The organism is Cellvibrio mixtus subsp. mixtus J3-8, assembly GCF_000766945.1.
Classification (GTDB): Bacteria; Pseudomonadota; Gammaproteobacteria; order Pseudomonadales; family Cellvibrionaceae; genus Cellvibrio; species Cellvibrio mixtus_A.
Window position 1 is genome coordinate 71348 of the sequence record NZ_KN266209.1, and the last position, 25085, is coordinate 96432.

21 protein-coding genes are annotated in these 25085 nt (G+C 43.4%); 2 read left to right on the forward strand and 19 right to left on the reverse strand.

Annotation, left to right across the window (positions count from 1 at the left end):
• The first annotated feature begins 31 nt into the window (after nt 1-31).
• Together A596_RS22940 and A596_RS13665 are read left to right on the forward strand one after the other, a co-directional pair.
• A complete protein-coding gene (locus tag A596_RS22940; RefSeq protein ID WP_152600184.1) occupies nt 32-1006 on the forward strand; it encodes a fibronectin type III domain-containing protein in 975 nt (324 codons plus the stop codon).
• Between the two features lie 180 nt (nt 1007-1186).
• Entirely contained in the window at nt 1187-1813 is a 627-nt protein-coding gene (locus tag A596_RS13665) for a PEP-CTERM sorting domain-containing protein (RefSeq protein WP_039915784.1), read from the forward strand.
• Between the two features lie 48 nt (nt 1814-1861).
• Here the strand turns inward: A596_RS13665 and A596_RS13670 are convergent, their stop codons facing one another.
• The 19 genes from A596_RS13670 to A596_RS13760 form a co-directional block, all read right to left on the reverse strand.
• Nucleotides 1862-2716, reverse strand: a complete 855-nt coding sequence (locus A596_RS13670; protein ID WP_152600185.1) for a glycosyltransferase family protein — start codon at nt 2714-2716, stop codon at nt 1862-1864.
• 170 nt (nt 2717-2886) lie between these two features.
• Nucleotides 2887-3783: a glycosyltransferase family 2 protein gene (locus A596_RS13675; protein WP_052417508.1), complete on the reverse strand. Its 897-nt coding sequence runs from the start codon at nt 3781-3783 to the stop codon at nt 2887-2889.
• Nucleotides 3768-6065 (reverse strand): GNAT family N-acetyltransferase, encoded by a 2298-nt coding sequence (locus A596_RS13680; RefSeq protein WP_084128350.1) that lies wholly within the window; start codon nt 6063-6065, stop codon nt 3768-3770. Before A596_RS13680 ends, A596_RS13675 begins: the two co-directional genes overlap by 16 nt.
• Nucleotides 6014-7921, reverse strand: coding sequence for an asparagine synthase (glutamine-hydrolyzing) (gene asnB, locus A596_RS13685; RefSeq protein WP_039915789.1), 1908 nt, complete (start codon nt 7919-7921; stop codon nt 6014-6016). The genes A596_RS13680 and asnB overlap by 52 nt, the downstream gene beginning before the upstream one ends.
• Before the next feature lie 18 nt (nt 7922-7939).
• Nucleotides 7940-9442 (reverse strand): lipopolysaccharide biosynthesis protein, encoded by a 1503-nt coding sequence (locus A596_RS13690; protein ID WP_039915791.1) that lies wholly within the window; start codon nt 9440-9442, stop codon nt 7940-7942.
• Nucleotides 9439-10551 carry a glycosyltransferase family 4 protein gene (locus A596_RS13695; RefSeq protein ID WP_039915793.1) on the reverse strand — a complete coding sequence of 371 codons (1113 nt, stop codon included), beginning with the start codon at nt 10549-10551 and terminating at the stop codon, nt 9439-9441. Before A596_RS13695 ends, A596_RS13690 begins: the two co-directional genes overlap by 4 nt.
• On the reverse strand, nt 10548-11780 hold the full coding sequence (locus A596_RS13700; RefSeq protein WP_052417509.1) for an O-antigen ligase family protein: 1233 nt from the start codon (nt 11778-11780) through the stop codon (nt 10548-10550). The genes A596_RS13695 and A596_RS13700 overlap by 4 nt, the downstream gene beginning before the upstream one ends.
• 66 nt (nt 11781-11846) lie before the next feature.
• On the reverse strand, nt 11847-12839 hold the full coding sequence (locus A596_RS13705; RefSeq protein WP_039915794.1) for a polysaccharide deacetylase family protein: 993 nt from the start codon (nt 12837-12839) through the stop codon (nt 11847-11849).
• A gap of 33 nt (nt 12840-12872) precedes the next feature.
• Nucleotides 12873-13970, reverse strand: a complete 1098-nt coding sequence (locus tag A596_RS13710) for a glycosyltransferase (RefSeq protein WP_052417510.1) — start codon at nt 13968-13970, stop codon at nt 12873-12875.
• A gap of 37 nt (nt 13971-14007) precedes the next feature.
• Nucleotides 14008-15102 carry an acyltransferase family protein gene (locus tag A596_RS13715; protein WP_039915796.1) on the reverse strand — a complete coding sequence of 365 codons (1095 nt, stop codon included), beginning with the start codon at nt 15100-15102 and terminating at the stop codon, nt 14008-14010.
• Between the two features lie 23 nt (nt 15103-15125).
• The gene (locus A596_RS13720; protein ID WP_052417511.1) at nt 15126-16019 is read right to left on the reverse strand and encodes a glycosyltransferase family 2 protein; all 894 of its coding nucleotides are present in this window, start codon (nt 16017-16019) and stop codon (nt 15126-15128) included.
• A gap of 23 nt (nt 16020-16042) precedes the next feature.
• Nucleotides 16043-17137: a glycosyltransferase gene (locus tag A596_RS13725; protein WP_039915798.1), complete on the reverse strand. Its 1095-nt coding sequence runs from the start codon at nt 17135-17137 to the stop codon at nt 16043-16045.
• Entirely contained in the window at nt 17134-18006 is an 873-nt protein-coding gene (locus A596_RS13730; protein WP_039915800.1) for a hypothetical protein, read from the reverse strand. Before A596_RS13730 ends, A596_RS13725 begins: the two co-directional genes overlap by 4 nt.
• Before the next feature lie 181 nt (nt 18007-18187).
• Nucleotides 18188-19453 (reverse strand): hypothetical protein, encoded by a 1266-nt coding sequence (locus tag A596_RS13735; RefSeq protein WP_039915802.1) that lies wholly within the window; start codon nt 19451-19453, stop codon nt 18188-18190.
• Nucleotides 19454-19541: 88 nt separating this feature from the next.
• Nucleotides 19542-20513: a glycosyltransferase family 2 protein gene (locus A596_RS13740; protein ID WP_039915806.1), complete on the reverse strand. Its 972-nt coding sequence runs from the start codon at nt 20511-20513 to the stop codon at nt 19542-19544.
• Nucleotides 20514-20518: 5 nt separating this feature from the next.
• Nucleotides 20519-21526: a glycosyltransferase gene (locus tag A596_RS22170; RefSeq protein ID WP_152600186.1), complete on the reverse strand. Its 1008-nt coding sequence runs from the start codon at nt 21524-21526 to the stop codon at nt 20519-20521.
• 10 nt (nt 21527-21536) lie between these two features.
• Nucleotides 21537-22544 carry a CapA family protein gene (locus A596_RS13750; RefSeq protein ID WP_039915808.1) on the reverse strand — a complete coding sequence of 336 codons (1008 nt, stop codon included), beginning with the start codon at nt 22542-22544 and terminating at the stop codon, nt 21537-21539.
• A 53-nt stretch (nt 22545-22597) separates the two neighbouring features.
• Nucleotides 22598-23980 carry a phenylacetate--CoA ligase family protein gene (locus A596_RS13755; protein ID WP_039915810.1) on the reverse strand — a complete coding sequence of 461 codons (1383 nt, stop codon included), beginning with the start codon at nt 23978-23980 and terminating at the stop codon, nt 22598-22600.
• Nucleotides 23977-25083 carry a glycosyltransferase gene (locus A596_RS13760; RefSeq protein ID WP_039915812.1) on the reverse strand — a complete coding sequence of 369 codons (1107 nt, stop codon included), beginning with the start codon at nt 25081-25083 and terminating at the stop codon, nt 23977-23979. Before A596_RS13760 ends, A596_RS13755 begins: the two co-directional genes overlap by 4 nt.
• Nucleotides 25084-25085 lie beyond the last annotated feature (2 nt).

A 25085-nucleotide genomic window follows, 5' to 3' on the forward strand; every position in this document is an offset into this window, starting at 1 on the left:
AGTCATAACAAAACTTTTCCCAATTGTTACATTGAGTCTATTAATCACAGCTTGCGGTGGTGGTGCAGGCTCCGAAGACGAAGTCGGAAACAACAAGCCACAACCCGCGTCAAGCAGCAGCACCCCCATCATATCAAGCTCTGACATTAGCTCATCACTTGCTACTAGCAGCCGCTCATCGGTGAAAAGCTCATCCTCTATAGTGACCAGCTCCCGCACACCGAGTTCCAGCTCCCGCCAGGAATATTCACGAGCCGCTGGCGGCCAGGAGAGCAGTGAAGTTTACGAAGAACCCAATGCAGCCCCAACCCAACCTACCAACCCGGAAATTACAATGATATCGAACCGTAAAGTTGGACTTAAATGGGGCGCAGCAAGCGATGACACCGGTGTAGGATCTTATGAAATCATACGTAACGGCAGCCATATTGGAACAACAACAGCCTATACAATGACCTTTGAGGATCAGGGATTAACCCCGGCCACCAGTTATCGCTATGCCATCAGAGCCGTTGATACAAGCGGAAACCGGTCTCCAGCAACTTTACCGATTGAAGCGAAAACATTAGGAGATGCCTCATCCAGCTCGTCACAATCAGCCTCCAGTCGCAGTGCGAGTAGTGGAAGCTCCACAAGCAGTAAGGCGTCATCTACATCTAACACCAGCGCGACGACGTCTTCTACATCTAACACTAGCGCGGCGTCATCTACATCTAATAGTAACTCATCAAAATCGAGCACCTCTGTGGCTAGCGGTTCAATTAATCTCACTTGGTCAATTCCGAATAAACGTGAAGACGGAAGCTTTTTGGAACTTGAAGAAATAGATGGATATGAATTACGCCATAAACCTCGTGGAAGCACTGTATTTATTAGCAGATTGATTAATGATGCGACAATTCACAGCTTTGTTGTGGAAGGTGCAACGCACGGAGATACCTTTGAAATAGCAGCTTATGACCGTAATGGCCTTTACAGTAAATTTATTAGCCTAACTCCGCTCTGACAAATCAAGGGGGGAGTCGAATAAATTTACACACTCCCCCGCCCCCACCCCAAAATATCATCTAATTAATTGTTTTTTAAAGATAAAAAAAAATTGGCGCGAAAAGTGCTTTCATAACGTGCGGCTATGGCCTGATTTAACTCACTCACTATCGGTTATAAACACCAAAGGACGAATGTTATGAAACTCTTTAAATTTATCGCAGCTGCTGTGCTCGCATTGAGCGCGGCCAGTTCGCAAGCAGGATTGATCACTATAGATCCAATTACGGGTAGCACCCCTGTTTCAATTCACAATGACTTCAAAAGCGATATTGGTTCAAGCACCTATTATTTGGGCACCAATTTGGTAGCGTCAAACGCTGGTAACCTTCTTCTTGAATTCTCCCTGCTGGGATTCGAAGCCGACTGGAAAAACTCATTTTTGTCCGGTTCTGGCCTGCTGAACAATAAAGGTATAGATAGCACTTTTAGCTACAACCAAACTTATGCGGCAGGTGAGGCAATTGGCTTTACATTCACTACCAATGGCCCAACTGCCCCAAATTCCGTTTCAAACGGTGCGAATAACACCATTTTTGACAGAATCAACTTTGCAATTGTACTGAATACAACCTTCAAAGGCGTACATTACGATGCATTGTTGCTTCTTGATGACACTGGCGGCCTGTGGGGAGTCAGCGGTGACGATGATAACCACGACGACCTGATTATCGGCGTTAAAGCACGTGTGCCAGAGCCCTCAACTATCGCCTTGATGGCAATGGGATTGTTAGGTTTGTTCGGTGCTCGTCGCCTGAAGTCTTAATTAACCAAGACAAAAAATGCCCCTGTCGGGGCATTTTTTTTGCGTGAATTAAAGATCTTTTATTGCTGATTTAAGCCTTTCGCTAAACTCCCCCGCCATTTCCTGCAAAAGCCTGTAACCTTGATCCCGGTAATCACCAATTTGCTTATCTTCAAGCGCTAGTGCTGTCTTTACTGAAGATTCCAATTGGCTCTCGGTAACCAAAAAAAGTGGCGATAATCTGTGTTGTCCGTTATAGCGAGCACCTATCAGTATCGCTTGCCGGTTCCCCAACCATTCATTCATCGGTGGAGCATCTGTTACCAAAACAACTGCCCCTAAATTAATAGCCTCAAAAATTGAGTGCCCAAAACCTTCTGCCTGAGTAGTAAAGATCTGAAATTTAAAACTGGCAGCGAAGCTCATGTAATCTTTTGCATCAGGAAACTCATCAACGTAAACAACATTTTCCGGGCACGGGTGAATCTGGCGCTTCTTCGGGATAACTATATGCAACGATGGCCAGTCAGGATGTTTTCCCCAACATGCCACTAATTGCTCCAGCCCCCTTAACCCGCTATTACCTATACGAGAGAGAAATGCATTCTGCTTAGGCGCACTACGCAGGTGCTGATCATCCGAGAGTGACGTAACAAATTTTATCAGCCTGGTTTTTACCTCAAATTCAGTAAAAATCATTTTTGCTATTTCAGACTTACACCAAACCACATCCATGTATTGCAATAAATTCACTGAGGATGTTTTAAACCACTCCTGATTGGGAATTAATACATGTTTACCCCCGTTCAACAGCGCGTCGGGAGCAATATTTTCCAAATGAATAGTTAAACAATCCGGCTTGGATCTACGAAAACGCTGCCATTGCTTAACCCAAAAAATTAAATTGAATTTAAATAAAGCCACGCGCAGGGATTTATTAAAAATACCCCTTCGCTTGGGGGAATAGAAATCAAATTGCAAACGCCTGACGTCATGCCCTTGTTGGGCAAGTATATTCATTAAAATTTGCGCGTCTTTTAATAAACCATGCCCATCTGCAGTATGAGCTATTGTAATGTTTAACGGATCTGATCTCACTTTATTAGGCCAACCTTTTTAAACAATGCTTTCGCCAGAATTTTAAATACCGCCATCGGCAAAAAATCATAGGTAATGGATTTTTTTAATTCTTTTATACACCCCAAGAGCTGCGACTGCCCCGCAAGGACTCCTGCCCGCCGCAAATAGTGCTTCGCCAACCCATGCTTTATTTCAGGGTCTCTTTCATCCAATTGGTATTTACTGATTATGTTTTTTACGGTTTTTTCATTGGCATCCAGTCGCCGCATAAAATCATTTGAAACCCTATCTCCCTCGATGCGATACAGCGATAAAAATTCTGGTATGTAAAAATATTTATTGTTTACTGAAAGGTCCAGCCAAAGTTCATAATCCTCATCCAAACGGTTCAACTGATTAAAGGGTCTGCCAGATGGCAGGATAGATCGTTTCACCAACACCGTATTCATGGAAACGAAGTTATCAATAATCATTTTTGGAAAAACGAATCCTGAGTGACGGCGCATATTGTTGCGCCCCAATTCATTTCCTTGCAGATCGATTGAAATAGAATCAGCGAAACAAAGACCTACATCCGGATGACTACGAAGGATATTTACTCCAACTGATAACCGATTGCTTTTCCATAAATTATCAGAATCCAGGAACGCAACGTATTCGCCTTGTGACAATTCAATACCATGATTACGTGCAGAGCTTTGTCCGGCATTTTTTTGATATACATAATGGATGCGAGCGTCATGCCCATAACGATCTTTTAACAAGTCTCCCGTATTATCACTGGAACCATCATCCACAACATACAATTCCCAATTGGAATAATCCTGTGCGATAACACTATCAATTGCCAGCACGATCAAATCTTTACGATTATAAGTCGGCATTATCACTGATACTAAAGGGCCTTCCATTTCTTACTCCGCCATATACCTTTTAATGTTTTGAATGCAGACTTACTATTTAACATGAGAGAATAAATAAACCACACCAGACGATTTGTATAATACGTCCGCGTGCAGAAAGTTACTGAGCTTCCTCGATAGTGCCGCTTGTAATCTTCTACTTTTCCCTGCCCGGCTAAAAAGTCAAACGCATCTATTTGTTTATTTGCAAATGAGCGTTCGATTTCCAACCCCATATGCAGCGTACCTAACGACGTTTTTTTATCGAAATGTTCGATATAGCCCGACTGTAAATTATAGGAAACACGATTGACATCTATATTATAAGAAAGTGACACCAACTGATCGCCAATCAACAACCTGCTCATCCGTGATTCAAATCCTTCACTTAAGCGCAACATTCCCAAATGAAAAATAACTGCCTGGCGATTAAAGCAAGGCTTACCCCAACGAATTAAATGGAATGAATTAAGATCAGAAAAAAAATTATCTCGCTCATTCTCGGCATCCGAGACCTTGTCGAGGATTAATTCAATTCCCTTTTCAATCAATTGTCGACGGCGACCAAATAATTTCAAGCGCGTTTGAGCACTAAGGTTACTGGTATAATCAGCAAAGGCCCCTTCCGTTGAAACCCGGTAACCTTTATCCTGGCGTACTACCAGCTGTGGTAATTTGGAAAAAAAATCCTGTGTTGTATCAGGTATTACCAGAACAGCGAAACCCAAGTGCGAAAAATAGCGTTCAAATGCATCGGTTAATTCGGTTTCGCGCTCTCGAATAAACAGAGGCCCAATATATTCAGAGCGGACACTTTGCTGTATGCCCCATGCATTTCCCAAAAACTGGTAATGCACCAAACCATATTTGTAATACCGATAAACTGGCACTATACCGAGCAATGTATCCTCATCGTAAATAACAATAATAGATAACTGCCATCGTTCATTATTGCCCCATACTTTCCACCAGGCATATTGCCAGGCCCAACTCATGAATAACGAATTTGCAGATGACCTTTCATGCAAGTTTTTCCACGCATCACCCAGTAATAAAAAATCGTTATCACTTTCGACAACAAAAAAATTCAGACCGGATTTATCCTCATAGATACGATTTTTCCTAAACAACCCATAAACATCTAATGCGCTATTCAGCTCTTCACTGTCATCATCAATTCGTTTCTGATGCCGCTCAGGTTGTAAAAAATAATCGCGCGCATCACGCAAAAAGTCCCCGTCCGAATCGCCCGCCGCAAGGCACCATCCATGATGGCTTTCCTGATCAAATACTACAAAACGACTGGCATAGGATTTTCGAACAAACCCGCATGCAATCAATGCAGTCGCTAGCCTTGTTGCGCTGCTATTCCAACCAATCTGTGATACATGCGGAAACCGCGCCTGTAATTGGCGAACAATTGCAAAAATAATATCGGTGTCCACACAACCAAGATAGTCCACAACTTCTAAGGCGCCCTGGCCCGAATAGCGAACAACCACCAAACCGGCTACCGATTGTCCAGTGCGAGCAACACTAAAAAATCGATGGACGGATTGCCCTGAAGGCAATTTATTAAAAGGATATTCAACGTAACGCCAATGCAAATATTCGTAATTACGCACAACTTGCGTTGCGCCGGATTTTCCATAAAGCCCCCACAAATACTCAATTACTGTAGCACTGGGTAAATGCGCAAGCTCTTCAATATAAATAGAGTGCCGAATGCGGCGCTGCATTATTTGTAAAGGTAAAGCCCGCAACAATGAATAGGCGCGAAATATTCTGGATTTTATATTTTCCGGTTTAACTACCCGATGATAAACCGATAAGTTCACCGGGGATTTTCCACCTTTTTTAAGCAATAACGGATATGCGCTATCGCTAATACCCAATGACATAATGGGTTTGTGTACAGTGCGAAAAAGCGTTTCCTTTATTGCCCCACCCAAGCCTTTACCGCGGTATTTTGCATCGACAATAAAATCGCAACTCCAAATCGCTTCGACCTGATGTCCGTCATGAGTAGCAAGGAGGATCGGCATGGTGCCATTGAAACCAATAACCTCATCATCATAACGAGCAACCACGGCAACAGGAGTCAAACCTAAACGCGGTTTAAATTGCCAATCCCAAAGCGCAACTTTATAAGGTTCATCGGCATAGAGCGATTGAACCTGCTTAAGCAATTCCGGAGTAACTGCCTCAACACTGATATGGATATTGGGATCAAGCGCCGTCATTTGCGTTGATATGTCCTGTACCAGGATTGGAACATCAGGATTGACCATAAATGAAACGAGTAATCATGGCTGGAATGCAAATGCGCCGACCATTTTTGTCGAATCAACTGCCCATGTAGCATTCCTGATTCTGCAAGTGCATTTTCCGATAATAAATCTTCGGCCCAATCGCGAAGTTCATGTTTCAGCCAATGCCCAACCGGAACAGCAAAACCTTGTTTTGGCCTATCCACCAATACTTGAGGAACACGCTCATATAAAATACGGCGCAATGGCTGCTTGGTGACACCGCCTTTCACATTAATCGCCGTAGGCACCTTTAACGACAATTCCACAAGACGATGATCCAACAATGGAACCCGTGTTTCCAAACTATTTGCCATGGCTGCACGATCTATTTTTACCAAAATATCATCAGGCAGATATGAATTAATATCGCCCCATTGAAAAGTAGCTGTAGCATCAGCCCTTAACGCATTTGCACTGAGCGCATAAGGGAGGCGTTTTGAATTGCGAACCGTTGATTCCGTATCCAGCCAATAACTCACTTGCGAGCGATAATAATCGCGCGCATTGTCCGCCGCATAAGCGAGCTGATAACGTCGAACTTTTTCTTCAACCAACGCCGGTGGCAACTCACGCTGATTCGCTTTTAATAATCGTGTTACACCTGCACTAACACTGTCAGGCAACAATGCCATGAGTGCTTGTGAAAGGCGTTTGCGCTGATCAAATGCCCGCGCGTAACTTGCATAACGGCTGTAGCCGGCAAATAATTCATCACCGCCATCACCGGATAACGCAACTGTTACTTTTTGCCGTGTCATTTGACTCACAATAAAAGTAGGAATCTGTGAGGAATCGGCGAAGGGCTCGTCATAAATTGTTGGCAGCCGGGGAATGAGCGCAAGCGCATCAGCAGGCTCGACATAAAACTCGGTGTGCTCTGTTCCCAAATGTCGGGCAACCGCCTTGGCATGTTCGGCTTCATTAAAACCGGGCACATTAAATCCCACCGAAAAAGTTTTCACTGGCCTTGCAGATTGCTCCTGCATCAGTGCAACAATGGTGGAAGAATCAATACCACCGGATAAAAATGCTCCCAGGGGGGCATCAGAAATCATTTGATCGGCAATAACATCTTTCAATAACGGCAACAATTGTTCATGCAAACTATCTGCGGTGAGTGCCGTATTCCAATCCAGCGATGGATTCCAGTAGCATTTTTTTTGCGGCGCTTGTTCAAGATTCCGCAAATCAAAACGCAGCCAATGGGCCGGTTCCAATTTGAACGTGTTTTCAAAAATAGTCCAGGGAGCTGGGATATAGTTATGAGCCATCAACAGCGCTAAGGCTCCAGGATTAATATCCGATGCCACATGGGGTGATAACATCAACGGTTTTAATTCGGAACCAAACACCAACTTACCATTGGCTTGTGAATAATACAGCGGCTTCTCGCCTAATCGATCACGCACCAACCATAAGGATTGTTCTGCAATATCAACCAGTGCAAACGAAAACATTCCCACCATTTTTGGCAAACTTGCTTCAAGACCCCAAGCCTCGAATGCCGCGAGCATAACTTCAGTATCGGAACCACCTTGAAAGTGATATCCCAATGATTCGAGTTCTGTTTTTAATTTTTTAAAATTATAAATTTCGCCATTAAACGCAATTTGATAACGACCTGATGGTGACACCATTGGTTGTGCGCCCAATGGCGACAAATCCTGAATAGCAAGACGCTGGTGTACCAATCCAACGCCCAATGCTTGATGAACCCAAACGCCTTGTGCATCAGGGCCACGCGCATGAATAGACTCCCCCATTGCTCGCAACAATGCTTCATCTATTCGAACATCCCCATTAATACCTAACGCAAACCCTGCATAACCACACATGCCCTATACCCCTGAAATTTAGCGGCGACGAATTATGCCAAGCAACTGATTACGCTCAGCTACATCCAGTGCAAAGCACCAGGCAAAAAAACAAAATATCAATGAACCAACTGTGGCCACCGATATCAACACTACATATCCATCAATCACAAAATACTGCTGTAATCCATAAATAGTTATGGACATTAACAATGCAGGAAATAACCACGGAACTATTGCAGTTCGAATATAAACCCATGGGCTAAAACCGATATGCTTGCATACCACATGCAATAAAATCGGCTGAAAAATTAATCCGGGGATTAACGAGCCCAAGGCCACACCAAAAATGCCCAGTGGGCCAATCAGCAACAAACTGAGAATAAGATTGAGCACCGCAAATGGCGGCTGCCATTTAGCGAGAAAACCATGCTTATCAATCGCCGTGAGATAGCGGCTGGACATAGGATTTAATAATGGCAACACAATAAACCCAACCATTACCCACAAAAAAGATCGTGCAGAATCTGCAATTTCTTTTCCAATCCATATTTCCAGAAAAGCGGGGCCAAGCAGCAGAATACCTACCGTTAAAATAATGGTGGGGGCAATTGTGAGTTTACTGCCCGTTAAATAAACCTCCTGGATTTTTTGTTTCTCCTCAACGGCATTCAGTGCGCTGAAATATGGCATAAATACATGGGTGAAATTCCATGAAATCATACGCACATAACCAATAAGGTTAACGGGGATGCTGTAGAGCGGAACAGATGCAGGCCCCATTGCGAAACCAATTACCAGTGAATCGGTGGCACTTTCTATACGCCCGGCAATACCCTGGATGAGGGTCTTCACACTGAAACGCAACAATTCTTTAAGTTGTCTTAATGAAAAGTAAGACCAACGAAAACTCAGGAACGGCCGGCGATATTGCATCAGCCAAACCAGAAAAATATATTTGCTACATACACCAATTGCATTACATAACGTCAAGAGCACCAGAGCATTTTCAGGAGTAATGTATGCAAACAGAATAATCGCACCAACAATGGAGTTAATAATGGTAATGTTATTTTTAAGATAGTATTCCTGGTACGCCTCCAAATAGCTTTCTGCAGTATATGAGGGAAATGTAATCAGCATTTGCATGGCGATAATTAACAAGAACCATACATATTTTTGATAATCATCTTCACTTTTTGGAGCGAGTGTCTCTGCTCCAAATAACGCCCAAAATGCCATGCTTACTGCAATCAATAAACCTACAGCAAATAAAAAGTACCAGGCTGTTGCATAAAGCCTGGTTAGCGCCGGCTCGTCCTTCTGTGCAATAAAAGCAGAGGCGAACCGGCTCACCGCTGGCCGGATTCCCATATCCAATATGCCCATATAACCGATAACGGCACCAACCATCTCCCAAATACCATAGTCATGGTTGCCCATATTTTTAATGAGCAAGGGAGTCATTATAAAAGTAATGGCGAGCTTCAAAAATAACGTAAAAATATTTGATGCCGTATTAAAAACCAGCTTGCGTTTCAATTGGCACCTTCCAATATAGCTTGATAAAAACGATAGAGTTCCAGGGCAGGGCGATGTAAATCAAAACGATTAACTGCTTCCTGTTGGAAATCTTTAAATGCTGTTCCTTCATCTGCAAGCGCAGCCTGGATTGCATCTGCCAACTGGTCAGGGCTATAAGGGTCAACAACTCGCGCCGGAGTTCCCTCAACTACACACCGCAAACCGATGCAATTAGTGGCAACCAATGGTTTGCCTGCACAAAGCACTTCCATTGCAAGCAACCCACAGGCTTCCCAACGCGATGGCATAACCACCACATCAACACCTTTAATTGCAGCAGGCACATCGTCAGTAAATGGTAATTGCCGGAAATAATCACTTAACCCAAGCTGGTCAATGAGTGCATAATCTTCGCGAATAAAACCGCCCCACCCGAAGGTCAACACCAGCGGCATTTCTTCCGGGGCAATTCTGGCACTCAATAATTTCATTGCCTTGATTACATCAAGAAAACCTTTTTGTGACATAAATCGGCCAAAAAAACCGATGATCTTGCGATTCTGGCTATCGAATTCAGCACGGTAATGTCGCACTTCCGCCACAGCAAAACGTTTTGCATCAACACCATGATCAATATTTTTTATTTTTCGTTGCGGAAGGGCAGGAATAAATTCCGAAAAATTTTTACACGCGTCAGCCCCCACTGTCAGAACATGATCAAACCGTGAGAACAGCAAATTAATGCCCAATAATTTTAATTTTCCTTTCCATCCCTTGAATTGCTGGGGAAGAAATACATCATGGGCAGTCATAACACTTCGACGCGGCATAAGGCGAGGCAAACTCGCCATCAGCGCTCCGGAGGAAAAACCATGGGCATGGACAATATCAAATTTGTTAGTGCTAAGCACTTGCTTGTAGGCAGCCATCAACGCCTTGTTATTATCATCAGTAAATACAAACTCAAACTGGTTTTCGGTTAAATATTCACGCGCAAAGCCCTTAAAATCAACATCGGTTGCAATTAACGTAAATTGGCAATCTTTGAATACACTTTGTGTGTATATGTAGCGCAAATAAGTGCGAATACCACCTACGGGCCAGCGAATGACAAGTAAAACTTTCATTGACGAGCATTTCCTTCAATTAAATCCCTGGGCTGGGTTAAACAGGCAAGCGCCACCATCAACCCGGCAAAGTGATACCAATAATATTGGTTTAGTCCCCAATAATTAGTGCTGTATAAAATAAACATCCAGAACACAACTTTCGCGGCTTTGGACGTTGCAGCATGGAACGGCTGCATATCCTCCAGCCGGGTCATGAAGATTTTTATTTGCAAATAAATCTGTCGGATGAATTTGAAGAAAAAAAACATTCCGACAAAACCTACCTCAATTAAAATTTCTGCATACATATTATGGCTGGCCTGGACCCCGAAACCATTATTGGCTTTTGCTTCCGGCGTGGTCCCCAAACCATGTCCAAAGATAGGCCGGGTTAAACCAACGCCAAATTCATGAATAGCGCCGTTTACACGCCCGTCTACACTTTTGGATTGTTTTGATTCCGACGAAAATAAGGACAGGTAGCGATCGCGCTGGGCATCGTTCATTACTGCCAATGCAGCAAACACCATAATTATTCCGGCTATTATCAGCAATGCCTTATTCTTACTGTCTTTAAATACCACCCAGCCAACCACCAATAGCGCAAGAAGCGCACCGCGTGACATAGTCAGGATTAATGCATAGAGCAATGCTGCCAATAATCCGAAATACAACAGCTTCATGTACCACTTGCCTGGCAACAAATAAAAATGCAAGAAAGGGATAACCGTTGCAATTACAAATCCCAATTCATTGGGGTTGATAATATCGTAGGGAGCACCAGACAAACGATTCGCAAACTCACCGTCCAGCCAGGTTTGCGCGCCCCAATAGCCATCAGTAATGTTTAAATACAGGGGCTCCAATACGCGGATAACCTGGCATACTACGAAAGTAACCAGTGCCCATTTAAAACGTTTTTCGGTGTCTAAAATCAATGCTGTGAAATATAAAAATACGATCGCCTTGATGAACACAGGCAAATTGCCTTTTATTACACTACCGGGATAAGTAACAAAAGGCAGCGACAGGAATGCAATAAGGATAAAGACTCCATAAGCCTTTAAAATTGGATGGGCCATTCGCTCTTTTATTTTATCTTTTTGCGCAATTAGCAGTAGCGTTATCAAACCAAATAATAAAAGTGTGGGGCGAATAATACTGACCCCGGGAATTCGGTTTGTGACGTGTAATAGAAAATCTATTTGGTATGCCTGGAATAAAAAAAATGTAAGGGTAGAGAGCACAATAGCATCCCTCTTGGCCCCAACACTTAGCGAATTTGTCATTTTTGAAGTACGCAGTTGATAAGTTTAAATGGCAGCGCGTGACGTACCGCGAATACGATTACCCAAATGTTCCACACCAAATAATGATTTGTGGAATTGAAATGAGTCCTCGCATCCGACAAAACGTCGCCAGGCATAGTTTAAATCGGTATTAAATTTATCGGAAAAAGCCGTCACCGCAGCAAGATAAGGACTTTCCTTGACGATATTTTTAATATCTTCGGAATAATCGCTCGGTTGCCCGTTGGGGTAACAAAATGTCCGCGGACGTTCGCCGAGCTCATGGGTAATATCGGCGTAGGATTGAAAAATTTCCCGGCGCGCATCTTCCGTTGTCATCGCGCCCAATGACGGATGGTTAACAGTGTGCCCGCCAATTTCTATCCCGTTATTTTGCATCTCGCCGAGCTGCGTCCAATTCACAGCGCTATAAGCGTGGGGCGCAATTTTAGGTAACTCAACATTACTACTTTGCTCAAGCAGCGTTAACGCCTTGCGACGCTGGGCATCCGGCACCTGCAAGAAATGCCCTACAATTGGCCACCACAGCATTTTTGCCGATTGCGATAAGTCAAATTCCCTTCCCGCCAACATGACTTTTTCACTGGATTGTTTGTGCGTTAATAGCCAGTCAACCTGATCTGGCCACAGCCATATATCACCGTTAATAAACCCCGTGGTGACAAAAAAAGTTGCCGGGATTTGATAATGCACCAGCAGCGGATAAGCGACCTCATAAAAATCGCGATAACCATCATCTACTGTAATCACCACTGCATTCGCAGGTGTTGATAAATTTTTCTCCCTATATGCAGCCAGATCAGCCAATGTCATAGGGTTAAAGTTATGTTTGATTATTTTCAATTGCTGTTCAAATGTTGCGGCACTGACTTCCAGCCCTGCTTTTTTTTCTGAAAACCGATGGTACATGAGAACTTTTGGCTGCTTGCGGGTAAGTGATCGCGCGATTTTGTATCCACCCAGATCGCCCAACGTTTGAATAATCTTTGATTTCATAACCGTTAACCTTAAAGTCACCAATTCGTACTGTTAAACACGTAGCGATTCATAGAGTCTTATATAAGCGTCGCGCATCGCGCTTACGCTATAACGCTCTCCGGCAATTGCCTTTGCGTTTTCACCTTTTTTTGCAGCCGCACCAGGACTTTCCAGGAGTGCACGCATTGCTTGTGCCAGCCCGGCAACATCACCAACTTCGTAAAGCCATCCCGTCGTATTATCTACCGCCTCCGGATTACCGCCCGTCCTGGTACAAATTACTGGCAAGCCTGCAAACTGATACTCCACAATAGCATTGGAAAATCCTTCTGATTCCGAACACAAAAGACCTGCGGAAAAATAGCGCAAGCATTCATTCACATCACTGCGCCCACCCAAAAAATGAACGCGCGCCTCAACACCTAATGTTCGAGCCAGCGCCTGCAGTTCACTCGCATCACCGGCCCCGACAATAACCACATGTGGATTGCCAATTTTTATATCCAATGATGCAAGCGCAGCAATTGCATCTTGCATGCGTTTGATAGGGCGAATATTCGCTACCAACCCAAACAGGTTCGCACCTTGCGCTTTTAAAACTTCAAGCTCGCGGACTTCAACACCGGCAACCGGTTTAATGGCATAACCGTTATATATCACCTTTAACCGCGATGAAGGAATTCGCTCAACCGTGCCGGTGACTTCAGATACCGCATAACTATTACTAACCGCATAACTCACAAAGCGCCCGGTAAAAGGCAGCACCAAACGGTATATACGGTTATACCAAAATCCCATGTCACGACGGGAAATAATGGTTTTAATACCGGCAAGTGCAAACACAGGAGGACAAATTACCGATGCATCATTAAAAAAAACATGTGCAACATTAAAACCTGACCGGCGATAACGGCGAGCATGTTGATACACAGCCCACCAGGTTAATGGCGATTTGATCGCTGCGCCGCCCAACACGTCATAGTCACAAGGCAAGCCATTTTTTTGCAACCACTCACTTCCAGACAATACCATCACACGCACAACATAACCACTCGCAAGCAACTGCTTTATTAACAACAAAAACTGTCCTTCAGTTCCCGCGTGAGGATTGCTGATGTTATCAATAACCAGCAAAACTGCCTTATTCATACCAATTCCTGCAATATTTAATTAACAACAGAAGCAATTAGATTGCCACTTGTTGTTTTTTTCGATTATCAATTTTCGCAATTAATACCCCGGTTATTTTTTTGCATAGATATGACAAGGGTACAGCGCTTAATACTGAGGCCAAAATAACAAATATAATTTTGAGTAAAATCTCACTAATACTTTTCATGTCCCTAAGGTCAAATACTGCTTCTGCCAGATAGATATAAAGGGAGTGAATCATAAAAATAGAAAACGCATGGGTACTGAAAAACAATAACATCCGGCCGCATGCCGGAACCTTTTCCAGCACAAAGGTTATCGGTGTCCTTAAACCAAATAGCAAGCCAATACCGGCATATCCCAAAGACAAATAAAAGAAATCCTGAAAGTAGCTGTGATCAGCCAGATTCAGGCTAAAGTTCTGGTGTTGGAATATAGCCCACGCCATCAATGCCCCAACAAATACAAGGCAAAACATCCATGATGTTCGCTTTAAAATACCGACATAGGATGCCCATGCACAGAAACAAAAATATCCCATATTTACCAGGGGATGGTAGGTGTTGATCTCGTTCAAATCACCAATCGCAACCATAAAAACTGAACCCACTCCACCAAACTGCTGTGCGAGCGATACCAACAGGGAAATAAATACCGGAACTAACAAGTAATTAATATTTCGCAATGACAAGTAGAAAAACGGCAACACGATAACCGTAAGCAAAATTAACGCTCGCAAAAACCAGATCTGCCCCATCGGATAAGGTTGATCTGCTGATTTAGGATTTATTAATAGCCAATTCAGGAATTCAGATAGACCCACCCACTGGGGATTCATAATAAAAAGTATTAAATATGCTCCACCACTGATGATATAAAATGTAATTACTATACGAGCAATCCTTTTAATGACGTAATGAACCACGTCTCCTGCACGACGATACGAGTAATAGGAAACGATCCCGGAAACCCCGAATAACGCCGGAAAAAAAAGGCCAAAATAACTGCTGTAAGGCAAATAAAACCAGGCCAAACCAAGATGCATTAACACTACCCGCAGGATTAAGCCTCCACGCAAATAGTTAATGTATTGCTTATCCGAGTTCGTCAGCTCATGATGTAACAGCATGTTTAATATCCCACAACCCGGCTTTATTTAATTTTCTCTTGGCGAGTGATAACACGAAGCGCTCGCAGCGGATCCAACAAGCCAGAATAAATAAAGCGCCGCGCGGCTTCGATACGATTGGTTTTCTGGGACCACAACACTTGTGCCAGGCGAAAATTAATAATTGCCCTGCGTTTGCGAACAGTTTCAGTGCGATAATTAAACCGCTTAACCGCTTTATCAAGGATAATGTTTGCATTGCGCCAGCGGCGCTCAAGGCCTGTACTGCTAATAGAGTCACCGTGGCGGCGGTAGTGATAAACACGCCGGGGCAAAAACCCGAGCTTTATTTTTTCAGCCATACGAACTTGCATGTCATGGTCCTGGCCTGCACGCAAGCTTTCATCAAATCCCCCGACCAGATCAAAAACCTTTCTGCGCAACAATGACGACACCGGCAGATGAAAATAGCAGTCAAGCAAAACCCGATTGGGATCATTTTTCTCCTCATGCGCCTCACATAAAATCTCGTAAACAATTTCACCGTCGGCGTTAACCCCGTAACCCATGCCATACACCAGGTCGACATCCGGATTCTCACGCAAAAAAGTAACTTGCTCGGATAGTTTGTTAGGCAAAAAAATATCATCGCTATCCAGTATTGCAATAAATTCGCCGCGAGCTTTGGTTATCGCCAGATTCAAAGAAATTGACTGCCCCAGATTTACATTGCCCGGATGGCGATAAAGGGTTACCGGATAATCTTTGCAATAAGCCTCAACCAGCTTATCGCCTCCATCAGTTGAACCATCATCGACGACAATTATTTCGATATGCGAATATTCCTGCTTCAATGCAGAAGTAATTGTTTCATCGATATATTTTGCGCGGTTATAAAGAGGTATCAATACAGACACCAAACCATCCACATATGCCATGCTTAAATTCCCAATCGACAAATTTATTTGCTATTCATTCTTTCAAGAATATTTTCTATCAACTTACCGGGTGCAAGATAATCCTGTGCATAACGGCGATTCTCAGTTTCGATACTGGCGATTGATATTTCATCATCAAGCAAGCTTTTTACGATTTCCAGACAATTTCCGGCCGACTCATAAGCAATATAATTTTTATTTGCTGCAAAGTGACCAGGCAACTGCGTCGCAATCGGCTCAGAGAGAATACATTTCCCCAATGCAACATATTCACCGAGCTTCCACCCATTTGATTGCAATAATCCTGCACTGGAAATAACAATACTTGCTTTGCGCACCCGAGCAATATATTCACGGCGGACAGAGGGCAAACTTGCGATGAGCTCCGGTGCCAGCTCCCGGGCATATGCAGTATTTTGTAATCCACCCCAAAAACGTTCACCCAATTCTGTTTTTAATGACCGGATTAATTCAATGCGCGATTGATTAATCTGGTTGGCATCTTCCTGATTTTTTTCTGCAAGCCCCATTGGCTCCCACAATCGGCATTGAAACATCACGCTGCCGTTTCCAGCTGCACTGCCGGAAGGCGATAATTCCTTCTCAGATAAAAGATTATTCTTTTTTCCCCGCACAACAAAATCGAAAATATCTTTCAAATTATGTACGTGAAAATTGTGTTTTTTATTCAACGGGCTATAGGGGCGAGAAAAAAACTCAGCGGCAGCAATTTTCAAAAAATAATTTGCTGAAAAGCTGACTACTTGATAATTCAAACCAAAGGGAATTAATTTTTTTGCTTGTACTTCACTTAAACCATGGAATGACGATGGTTCCAGGCTTCTTTTTACATAAAAATCCACGTGGTCCAATGCGTCAGGCAATCCAAGTGCAGGAGAGTCCTGCAGATCAAATAAAAACGTCGTACGATCCCTGCTGGCTTTGTTTTGCGCCACACGCAACACCAGGAATTGACGATTTGGTCGCGCAAGCGTCAATGGCAATCCGCCTTTAACAGCCAGGGTGATTTTTCCCCGCTGCTGTAATAAATAAAGGCCAGAAAAAATTTGTAATAAATGCGTGCCCAGCGTGTCGCAGTGTAAATCAACATGCATCATAACGATTTACCTGAACTCGGGGAGATACGCTTGCGCAATACAGATTTAACCAAGCGCTTGATTGGCCCCAGAAACACGGGTAACAATTTGTCCCACAGCCAGGTAATAACCATTTCTGCAATAAAAAATGGCGTCTGGAGAATAAGCGTAGAAAACGGTTTGGGTATGCGACGGGAAATAACCTTGGGAAAGCTTTGAATATTCAGTTCGGCTTTTTTGGCTTGCCAACGCGCCTGCCGCTCAGCTTCCGAATAATGGCGATCAATTTCACGCTGCCCGCCTTTCTTAACAAGATCACGTGGATTAATACAATAGTGGGTATCTGAAATGATGATCTTATCGCGGACCTTATCACCCCAATAGCTCAGGTACCACCAATCCAAACCGTGGCATTGCACATTCGAATCATCGTAGATCGCCATGAAATCCAGCAATAAGTCGGTGCGGATAATCGGGCAAGTCACTTCAGCAAAATTGGTATAACGATAGTCGCTACGCCATTCACGAGCTGTTGTATCGTGCGAAATTTTCCCCAGGCGACTAAAGGCAGGAACAACAATGGGCGCTTGTTTTTCTGTTAATAAGCTGAAGAGTGCATCCAGGTCAGCACATGAAAGGATGATGTCATCATCGGCAATCATAATGGCCTTATAAGCGGAAATATGTTCCCTGTAATTTTCCAGCACCCATTTGAAATTGGGAAACTTGGCTCCTTTGCGTTCATTGTAGTGGTCGGCATAACCACGATGGAGGCCGGGAGTATTCGAGTAATTGGTTATCCAGATATCGTAGGAGCGATGGGCCTGCTTGGCCCATCGATGGACATTGGCATTTTCACCCGCCGAGGTATAAACCAAAAACTCTCGCATAGCGTCCTTCCAGATAGCTCTAATCGAAGGTCGCTATAATACCCTGAAATCAGACCATTTTTATTACTATAATCCAGGCCTGTTTAAAGAGTGGATCGATAAGAAACTGTAACTCACAGTAAAGTATTTCTTATCGATCCTTCAAATATCATCATTTCAGAATATTTGTTCGAGATGATCTTTATTTCAGCATAAGAATTGGTGATTCCAGTTTAATTCCTGCCGGATTAGGAACCCCGTTTTCATCGTAAATATAAATGTATGCAGGTTTGGATCGATTTAAAGAACCATAATTTGGCTTGAAGGTGATTTCTGAATCAGTCCAGCTGGTGTAATACTGCACTTCTTCACTCGTGACCGCCGTATATTTGTCAGCATCGCCCAGCGTGATCCTGCGGAAACTTTTATCCATATAGATATCGTCCATCCAGAACTTTTGGATCAGATCAACACTGGCATCAAACCCAATCAAGCCAATTGTCGGAGAATAGCCTGGCACATCGGCTACACCTTCATAAGTACCAGACTGATCAGCCAAGCCATTGACTTTGGTCCATACTTTTTTAGCAGTTTGGTCAATGAATAACTCCATGTGATTCCATTCCCTGGCAATAACATTGGACACCTTATAGGTTACAAGGCTGTCTACTGCGACTGTCGTATTGGTCCAGGACATCCTGAAACTCCCCTCTGAACCGTCACTTTCCCAAATACGCACATATTTATTCGCTCCACGCCAACCGGTTGCCTCTACGATACTTGCCTTCGCACCATTTGAGTTGAGCGTGACAGTCTTTCCTATGATTTTATTGGGGTTTGCCTGTCCATAAAAATTACCTACCAGCTCGCTTTTCGCTGGATCGTAATTAATGACCCTGCCATATACCTGGGTAACGCCAGTCCAATCCTTATCTACCGCAACACTAAACTCATCACCTTCAACCGGCTTAAAGTCGGTTGATACATTAGTGACCTTAACAGGGATATAGTCACGGGTATCATTTTGCGGTTTGAACCACCAACTGAGATATAACTTTTTAGACTCAACGGGTGTCCCGGAACGGGAGTGTACCCTCGGGTCACCAATAAAGGCATTTGCATTGCTTCCAAAGTAATAAGCACCCGATGTCTCTGTCCGTGCGAATGCCTTGTTATTTTGAATAAAAATGCCCGCATTGGCAGTTTGCCAGATAGCTTTAGCGTTATATCGCGTATCACCCAAGGTAAGTTCACGGGTTTCGGCTATTGTGGCAAAGGTTCGATTGAGGATACCTTTTTCATAACCCTCATTTGCCTGATCATAAAGGAGAGGGGCTTCTTTTGCCGAAAAGCTTCCTTTCAGCGTTACAACATCGATGGCGCCGCCAACCTTTTTCAAATCCACGCTTGTCACTTGCGCAAATGTGGAAAGAGGCAAGAATGCAAGCAAAAGTAGGAGAAATTTCATAAAATCAAAAGCCTCTCTGACGTAGATATCCTTTGAAGGATAGCAAAGTAATTATCATTTGAATGCCAAAAGCCTAGCTTTTTTCGAACTAGTAATGGTCCTTTTTATCGTCAAGTATACGTATTTCGATCAGGATCGATTTCAAAAGTCCAAGAGCCCTTCCGAGTAAATAAAAAAAATCCAGAACGTACATTTTTATATAACGATCAATACTGAAAAGCCTTACCGTTGAGCGAACCAACCGCTTGAACGTTAATAAAATCGGGATGGCAAACAAAATTAGCACCTGCATGAAGAATGCCTGCACAGTGAAAATCAAGGATAGCGGCAATGTGATTAAGGTCACCAAAAAAAATACCGTAAGTGCAAAAGTGGGATCTATACCACTCTTCTTGCTTTTCAAATAACTGGAGGCATGCCACATCTGCCGGCGCATAAACTCTGATATCGTTGTCGGGTATCCCAAATGGATAAAGGCACAACATTTCGCTATATGAACTTTATGACCCAACTCACGCAACCGATGCCCTAATCCGGAATCCTCTCCAGCAGTCAAGGTCTCATCAAACCCGTTAACGCTCAGGAATAATGATTTGCTCAGCAAAATACTTCCACCAATCAAGGTTCCGTTTATATCATCTTTAGGGTCGACATTTATGACCCATGCAGTTTCGACCCAGGAAGGATTTGCTCGAAGCAAACAAGTGCCACCAACAACATCGCAATTATTCGCTTCCATATAAGCCAGGGCATCCGTTAGCCATGTCACCGGGGGAATGCAGTCCCCATCAAGGAAGGCCACCATTTCGCCTTTTGATTTAGACACACCGAAATTTCTCACTGCACCAACCCTGACATTTGGCACAACATAAACATCAACTCCAAATCCCCTGGCTATCTCCACCGTTCTATCTTTAGACCCATTGTCAACAACAATGATTTCAATCAGTTCGGAGGGGTAATCCAGCGCCTGGACTGATTTAAGGCAATCGGCAATATATCGCTCTTCATTAAATGCCGGAATAATTATCGAAACTGAAGGGAGTGACGGATTATTCATAAAACTCAAACTCCACTCCATACATGTTCAACATATTGTTGATATATTTTTGAGATGGTAAATTCATCAATAATCGCAGCCCTGTTATGATTCGCACTCAGTTCTATTTCTGATAGGGACATTTTCTGCCATTGATCAATAGCACTGGCAAGATCATCAATTTCAAAGCCGCTCCTGATAATACTAATAGCTTCGAGGTCCACAGCTATTCCAACATTTGTACTTATTACCGGCTTGCCACTTAAAATTGCTTCAGCCAATACAATTCCAAACCCCTCATACAATGAGGAACAAATAAATGCATCTATTGATGCATAAAATGCCGGCATATCGCCTTGATGCCCCAACAAAAAAACATTATTTTCCAAACCGTGTTGTTTAATCAGCAATTCAAGTGCTGATCGTTTCACACCTTCACCGGCAATATGTAATTGAACCCCATCACATTTGCAGCGGGAAAATGCCACAACCAATGCCTCAAAATTTTTTTGATCATCTAACCGGCCCGCCGCACCGAGAATAGTTTTTTTACCGGGAGCTGAAAAGTGATATCTTTCTACCATCAACCCGTTAAAGATCACGACTGAGGTTATTCCAAGATGCCGCTGCACTGCATCCGCAACAGCTTTGCCAACCGAACTCGAAGATATGCTTTTAGTAGCAAACAATTTACGGATTAAATCTCGTTTGATCTTGTCTTTTTTGGATGCTGAAGAAAAAAAAGGATAAAGATTATGAAACGTTACCGCACCCTTACCGGTGATCAGGTACAAAAACATAAAAGGCAAAAATGAATGCGCGTGATATAGATTTTTCCGCTTGAAAATAATCTCGAAAAAAATCGAAGCCATCCGGAAAAGCGACAAAAAAATATCCCAATATCCTTTTTGCTTTCTAATAACCCTGACGGCATGTGAATGTCCATTTTCAAGGCCTTGAGCAGCCAGCTCATTGGCAACCGAAAATATTCCCGAACGCTCCCAATGAACTATATGGATAACTTTCCTATTCAATTAATTCACCTTAAAAGCCAAATTTCTTCAACACTTTTCGTTTAATGAAAATAAATTTAAGGCTTACCTTTCCCCTAAAGAAATTCGATGCAAAAAATATTATTTTCATCAACGAGAAAAATCTGAACCCAGAAGCATTTTCATATAGGCAAAAACTTCCAGCCGTGATTTTATTTGCCACTGAGGCCTTAACCGGCGTGCCGTTTGGCAAAATAGTTACAGGGTGGACACTTGCATCAAACGAATATTTATTTAAGTCGATTTCCAGAATCGCAGACTTGCACAACCGTTTATCCCAGGGAAGATCAAATATAAAATTACCTAACGACCAGGCACATAAATAATGCTCTGATCGTTCCACAGGGAAAAATATATGGGGATGATGGCCAACAATAAAATTTACCCCAGCCTCCCTAAAGCGGTTTGCCATATCAATTTGTTCCTGGGTAGGACTGATTTTTTCTTCCTTGCCCCAATGCAAGGACAGTAAAATCCAATCAACCGTACCCTTAACTTCCTTAACCTTTTTCAGTATTTTTTCTACATCCAGGGTTTCATAGAGCTGCTGTTCGGGAAATGTGTTATCAGGAACATCCGAGCCGGCAATTATGGCAATTTTAATTCCATTTTTTTCCAGGATACATTCGTCACCAACATTTCCGATGGGAATAATATTGTTGCTCTCCAGTAGAGCCAGGGTATGGCGATATGCTTGTTCGCCATGTTGGATAATATGGTTATTTGCAACATGCATTAAATTAAAACCCGCATCAGCAAGCATTCCAGCTGCATGGGGATCGCCACGAAAAACAACACTTTCCGGATCTTTGGAATTCAAACCAATATCCGAAATTGGCCCTTCCAAGTTTCCGCAAACATAATCTGCCGCTGCAAATATTGGTTTAACCGATGCGAATATATCTTGCCTGTCTGCCGTAGACCTGGGCCCATGCCCAAAAGAAAAATAGTGCTCTCCCAACGAAATATCGCCTACAAACATTAATTTTAAACTGCTCAACTATTTAGCTCCGCTGGTATATTTAAATAGTTTCAACTATTAGCTGTTACCAGCTACTGACCTTTCTTAAAATTACTAATCACCGGTTTAAACTTTCCGTTTTTTTCTTTGGCAATCTCGTTGACGAGCGCTATTTCAATGGGTAAATCATCACCTACACGTTTTATTAACTCACGGCGCAAATCAATGCCGGCTTGTTCGGTATAAGTTTCATCCGGCACTAAACGGAGACTAATTGCACCGGATTGGTCTTGTAGTATTTGCGCCGCTCTAATGCCACTTCCACCTTTAAAAATGGGGTCCAGCCTGCCTACCGGTGTGCCATCACACATGTATATCACATCATCTTTACGCCCATGCACTTGTACCAATTCAGGAAACCCGTTTGCATTGGCTGAACCGATAGTGACCGTATCTCCGATAGCGTAACGAATAACAGGCATGGAATAATTCACCAACCCCGTTACCACCAATTCACCTTCACCTTGTTCAGCAATTTCGCCGGACGGTGTGCGAACCTCGGCAATACCATGCTCAGGATGGAACCGCATACTGCCGTCTGGCAAGCTCGAAACAAAAAACGCCATTTCTGTACACCCATATTGATTCACAATAGGTGCATCGAATGCTTGCTGTAATAACGTTTTTTGCCACTCATGCAAATTTTCCGCAGTTGTCATCAGTAGCTTGAGGGGTAAAGGTGGCAACTTTTCAGCAACAATGAATTCAGCAATGCGCGTGATACTAGAGGGATAACTAAAAATTTCTTGCGGCTGGTATGTGCGCAATTTGTTGTAATAATGAATTACATTTTCCGGTTTCAGGTGATACGAGGACATTAGCAAATTTTTTTGCGCTGCATCATAACGCCAAAATGGCGGTTTTTTTTGTACCGCCGGCATAATGATACGACCAAATAATGTAGCCCTGCGCGCAACAGGATCTACGCCATACCATGAGCGCAGGCGAGAAAAAAAAGCATAATGTTCGCTACGTGAATCCTGATCCGTAAACACAGACAATGGTGTTCCCGTTGTCCCGCTGGTAAATAACGTCATTGGCTTGGCAGTGACATTACGCGGGCCTGCTTTAAACAGCGCAGCATTTTCGCGAATAAAATTTTTTTCAATTACAGGGAATTGTTTTATATCCGCAAGGGAACGAATATCACTAACGCTGATACCCTGTTCTTTTGCCCAGCGACGATAAAACTCTGTGTTGTAAATCGCATGCCGCGCAAGTTGTACAAATTGTTCGCTTTGATAAGCGCACATTTGCTCCGCAGTGAATTGGCTGCTGATGAGTAACTCTTTAAGTTTTTCTTCGCCTGCCGGACGGTAGCGTTCGGCGCGCAAGCGTAACCCCATCAAACTCACGGCAAGGTTTTGCAAAAACACCGGGCTTTTATAATAAAGAGATTCAACAACAGGATTCATACGCTAAGCCGCTGTGCGATGAGAGATTGATAAATAGCGAGATAACTGGCCGCCATAGCTTCGGCAGTATAGTTCTGCATATAACGCGCATAATTACGCGCTATTAATTGTTCTCGTTCTGCGATTGTTTTTTGTAACCAATCACGGCATTTACTTACAATTGAATCTACGGAAGCTGGCGCAATTAGCAGTGGATTATCTGCACCAAGCACCTGGGGGATTCCTCCAACTGAAGATGCCATAATCGGTGTTTTATTACGCATGGCTTCCAGCAAGGTTACAGGAATACCTTCCGTTAAGGAGGGCATGACCACCATGTGATACTGATGAAATTGAGCCTGGGCATTACTGACAAATCCGGCAAATCGAATAAACCCGGATTGCCCCAATTGCTCAGCCTGAAGTTTTAACTGCGCATCTAAACCGCCTGCGCCCATTAATGTCAGGCGGCACGTTGGATGGTCGCGATTCAACTCCGCCAATGCACTAATGAGATAACCAAATCCTTTTTCGGGCGAAAGCCGGCCAACTGCTACCAATTCCAGGAGTCCATCGACCTGCACAGGCGAAGGCATTGAGTTTTCAGCCGCAATGCCATTACTAATAACGCCAATGCGCGAACTATTACCGCTAAAGGCGTTAAGCTGACGCATTTGATCACTAACAAGAATTATTTTATCGAAGCGGCCCAGCGCAATTCGATCAAGCAATTCATAAAGCCACATTTTGTGTGGAAACTTTGCTTTTACATAACCATGGACAGTCGATAATAGTGGCATGCCTGCTTTGCGACGCCCAAGCAAGGCGAGCAGAATATTAAATTTGTAACCGTGGGAATGCAGCAACTGGATTTTTTGCTCAACAAGTGCAGCGTGTAATTGGCGCATCCCCGCCAGATTAATCCCGGCTTTCATACGCCAAACAAGCACCGGGATAGATTGGGCGCGGGCAGCTTGCTCCAGCGGTTTTTCCGCTTCACCAGGCAAACCACAACTAACAATCAATGGATTTAATCCCTGCCGTTGTTGCTGCTTGCATAGAGTAAGCAGCACTTGTTCAGCACCGTAAAGACCACCACTATCGATAAGATGAGCAATATTCATTG

What these genes read in the sequence shown, in the direction of transcription:
- A596_RS13665 (WP_039915784.1), top strand. Translation starts at nt 1,187, where the DNA reads ATGAAACTCTTTAAATTTATCGCAGCTGCTGTGCTCGCATTGAGCGCG.
- A596_RS13675 (WP_052417508.1), bottom strand. Translation starts at nt 3,783, where the DNA reads ATGGAAGGCCCTTTAGTATCAGTGATAATGCCGACTTATAATCGTAAA.
- A596_RS13680 (WP_084128350.1), bottom strand. Translation starts at nt 6,065, where the DNA reads ATGGTCAATCCTGATGTTCCAATCCTGGTACAGGACATATCAACGCAA.
- asnB (WP_039915789.1), bottom strand. Translation starts at nt 7,921, where the DNA reads ATGTGTGGTTATGCAGGGTTTGCGTTAGGTATTAATGGGGATGTTCGA.
- A596_RS13695 (WP_039915793.1), bottom strand. Translation starts at nt 10,551, where the DNA reads ATGAAAGTTTTACTTGTCATTCGCTGGCCCGTAGGTGGTATTCGCACT.
- A596_RS13705 (WP_039915794.1), bottom strand. Translation starts at nt 12,839, where the DNA reads ATGAAATCAAAGATTATTCAAACGTTGGGCGATCTGGGTGGATACAAA.
- A596_RS13710 (WP_052417510.1), bottom strand. Translation starts at nt 13,970, where the DNA reads ATGAATAAGGCAGTTTTGCTGGTTATTGATAACATCAGCAATCCTCAC.
- A596_RS13715 (WP_039915796.1), bottom strand. Translation starts at nt 15,102, where the DNA reads ATGCTGTTACATCATGAGCTGACGAACTCGGATAAGCAATACATTAAC.
- A596_RS13720 (WP_052417511.1), bottom strand. Translation starts at nt 16,019, where the DNA reads ATGGCATATGTGGATGGTTTGGTGTCTGTATTGATACCTCTTTATAAC.
- A596_RS13725 (WP_039915798.1), bottom strand. Translation starts at nt 17,137, where the DNA reads ATGATGCATGTTGATTTACACTGCGACACGCTGGGCACGCATTTATTA.
- A596_RS13730 (WP_039915800.1), bottom strand. Translation starts at nt 18,006, where the DNA reads ATGCGAGAGTTTTTGGTTTATACCTCGGCGGGTGAAAATGCCAATGTC.
- A596_RS13735 (WP_039915802.1), bottom strand. Translation starts at nt 19,453, where the DNA reads ATGAAATTTCTCCTACTTTTGCTTGCATTCTTGCCTCTTTCCACATTT.
- A596_RS13740 (WP_039915806.1), bottom strand. Translation starts at nt 20,513, where the DNA reads ATGAATAATCCGTCACTCCCTTCAGTTTCGATAATTATTCCGGCATTT.
- A596_RS13755 (WP_039915810.1), bottom strand. Translation starts at nt 23,980, where the DNA reads ATGAATCCTGTTGTTGAATCTCTTTATTATAAAAGCCCGGTGTTTTTG.
- A596_RS13760 (WP_039915812.1), bottom strand. Translation starts at nt 25,083, where the DNA reads ATGAATATTGCTCATCTTATCGATAGTGGTGGTCTTTACGGTGCTGAA.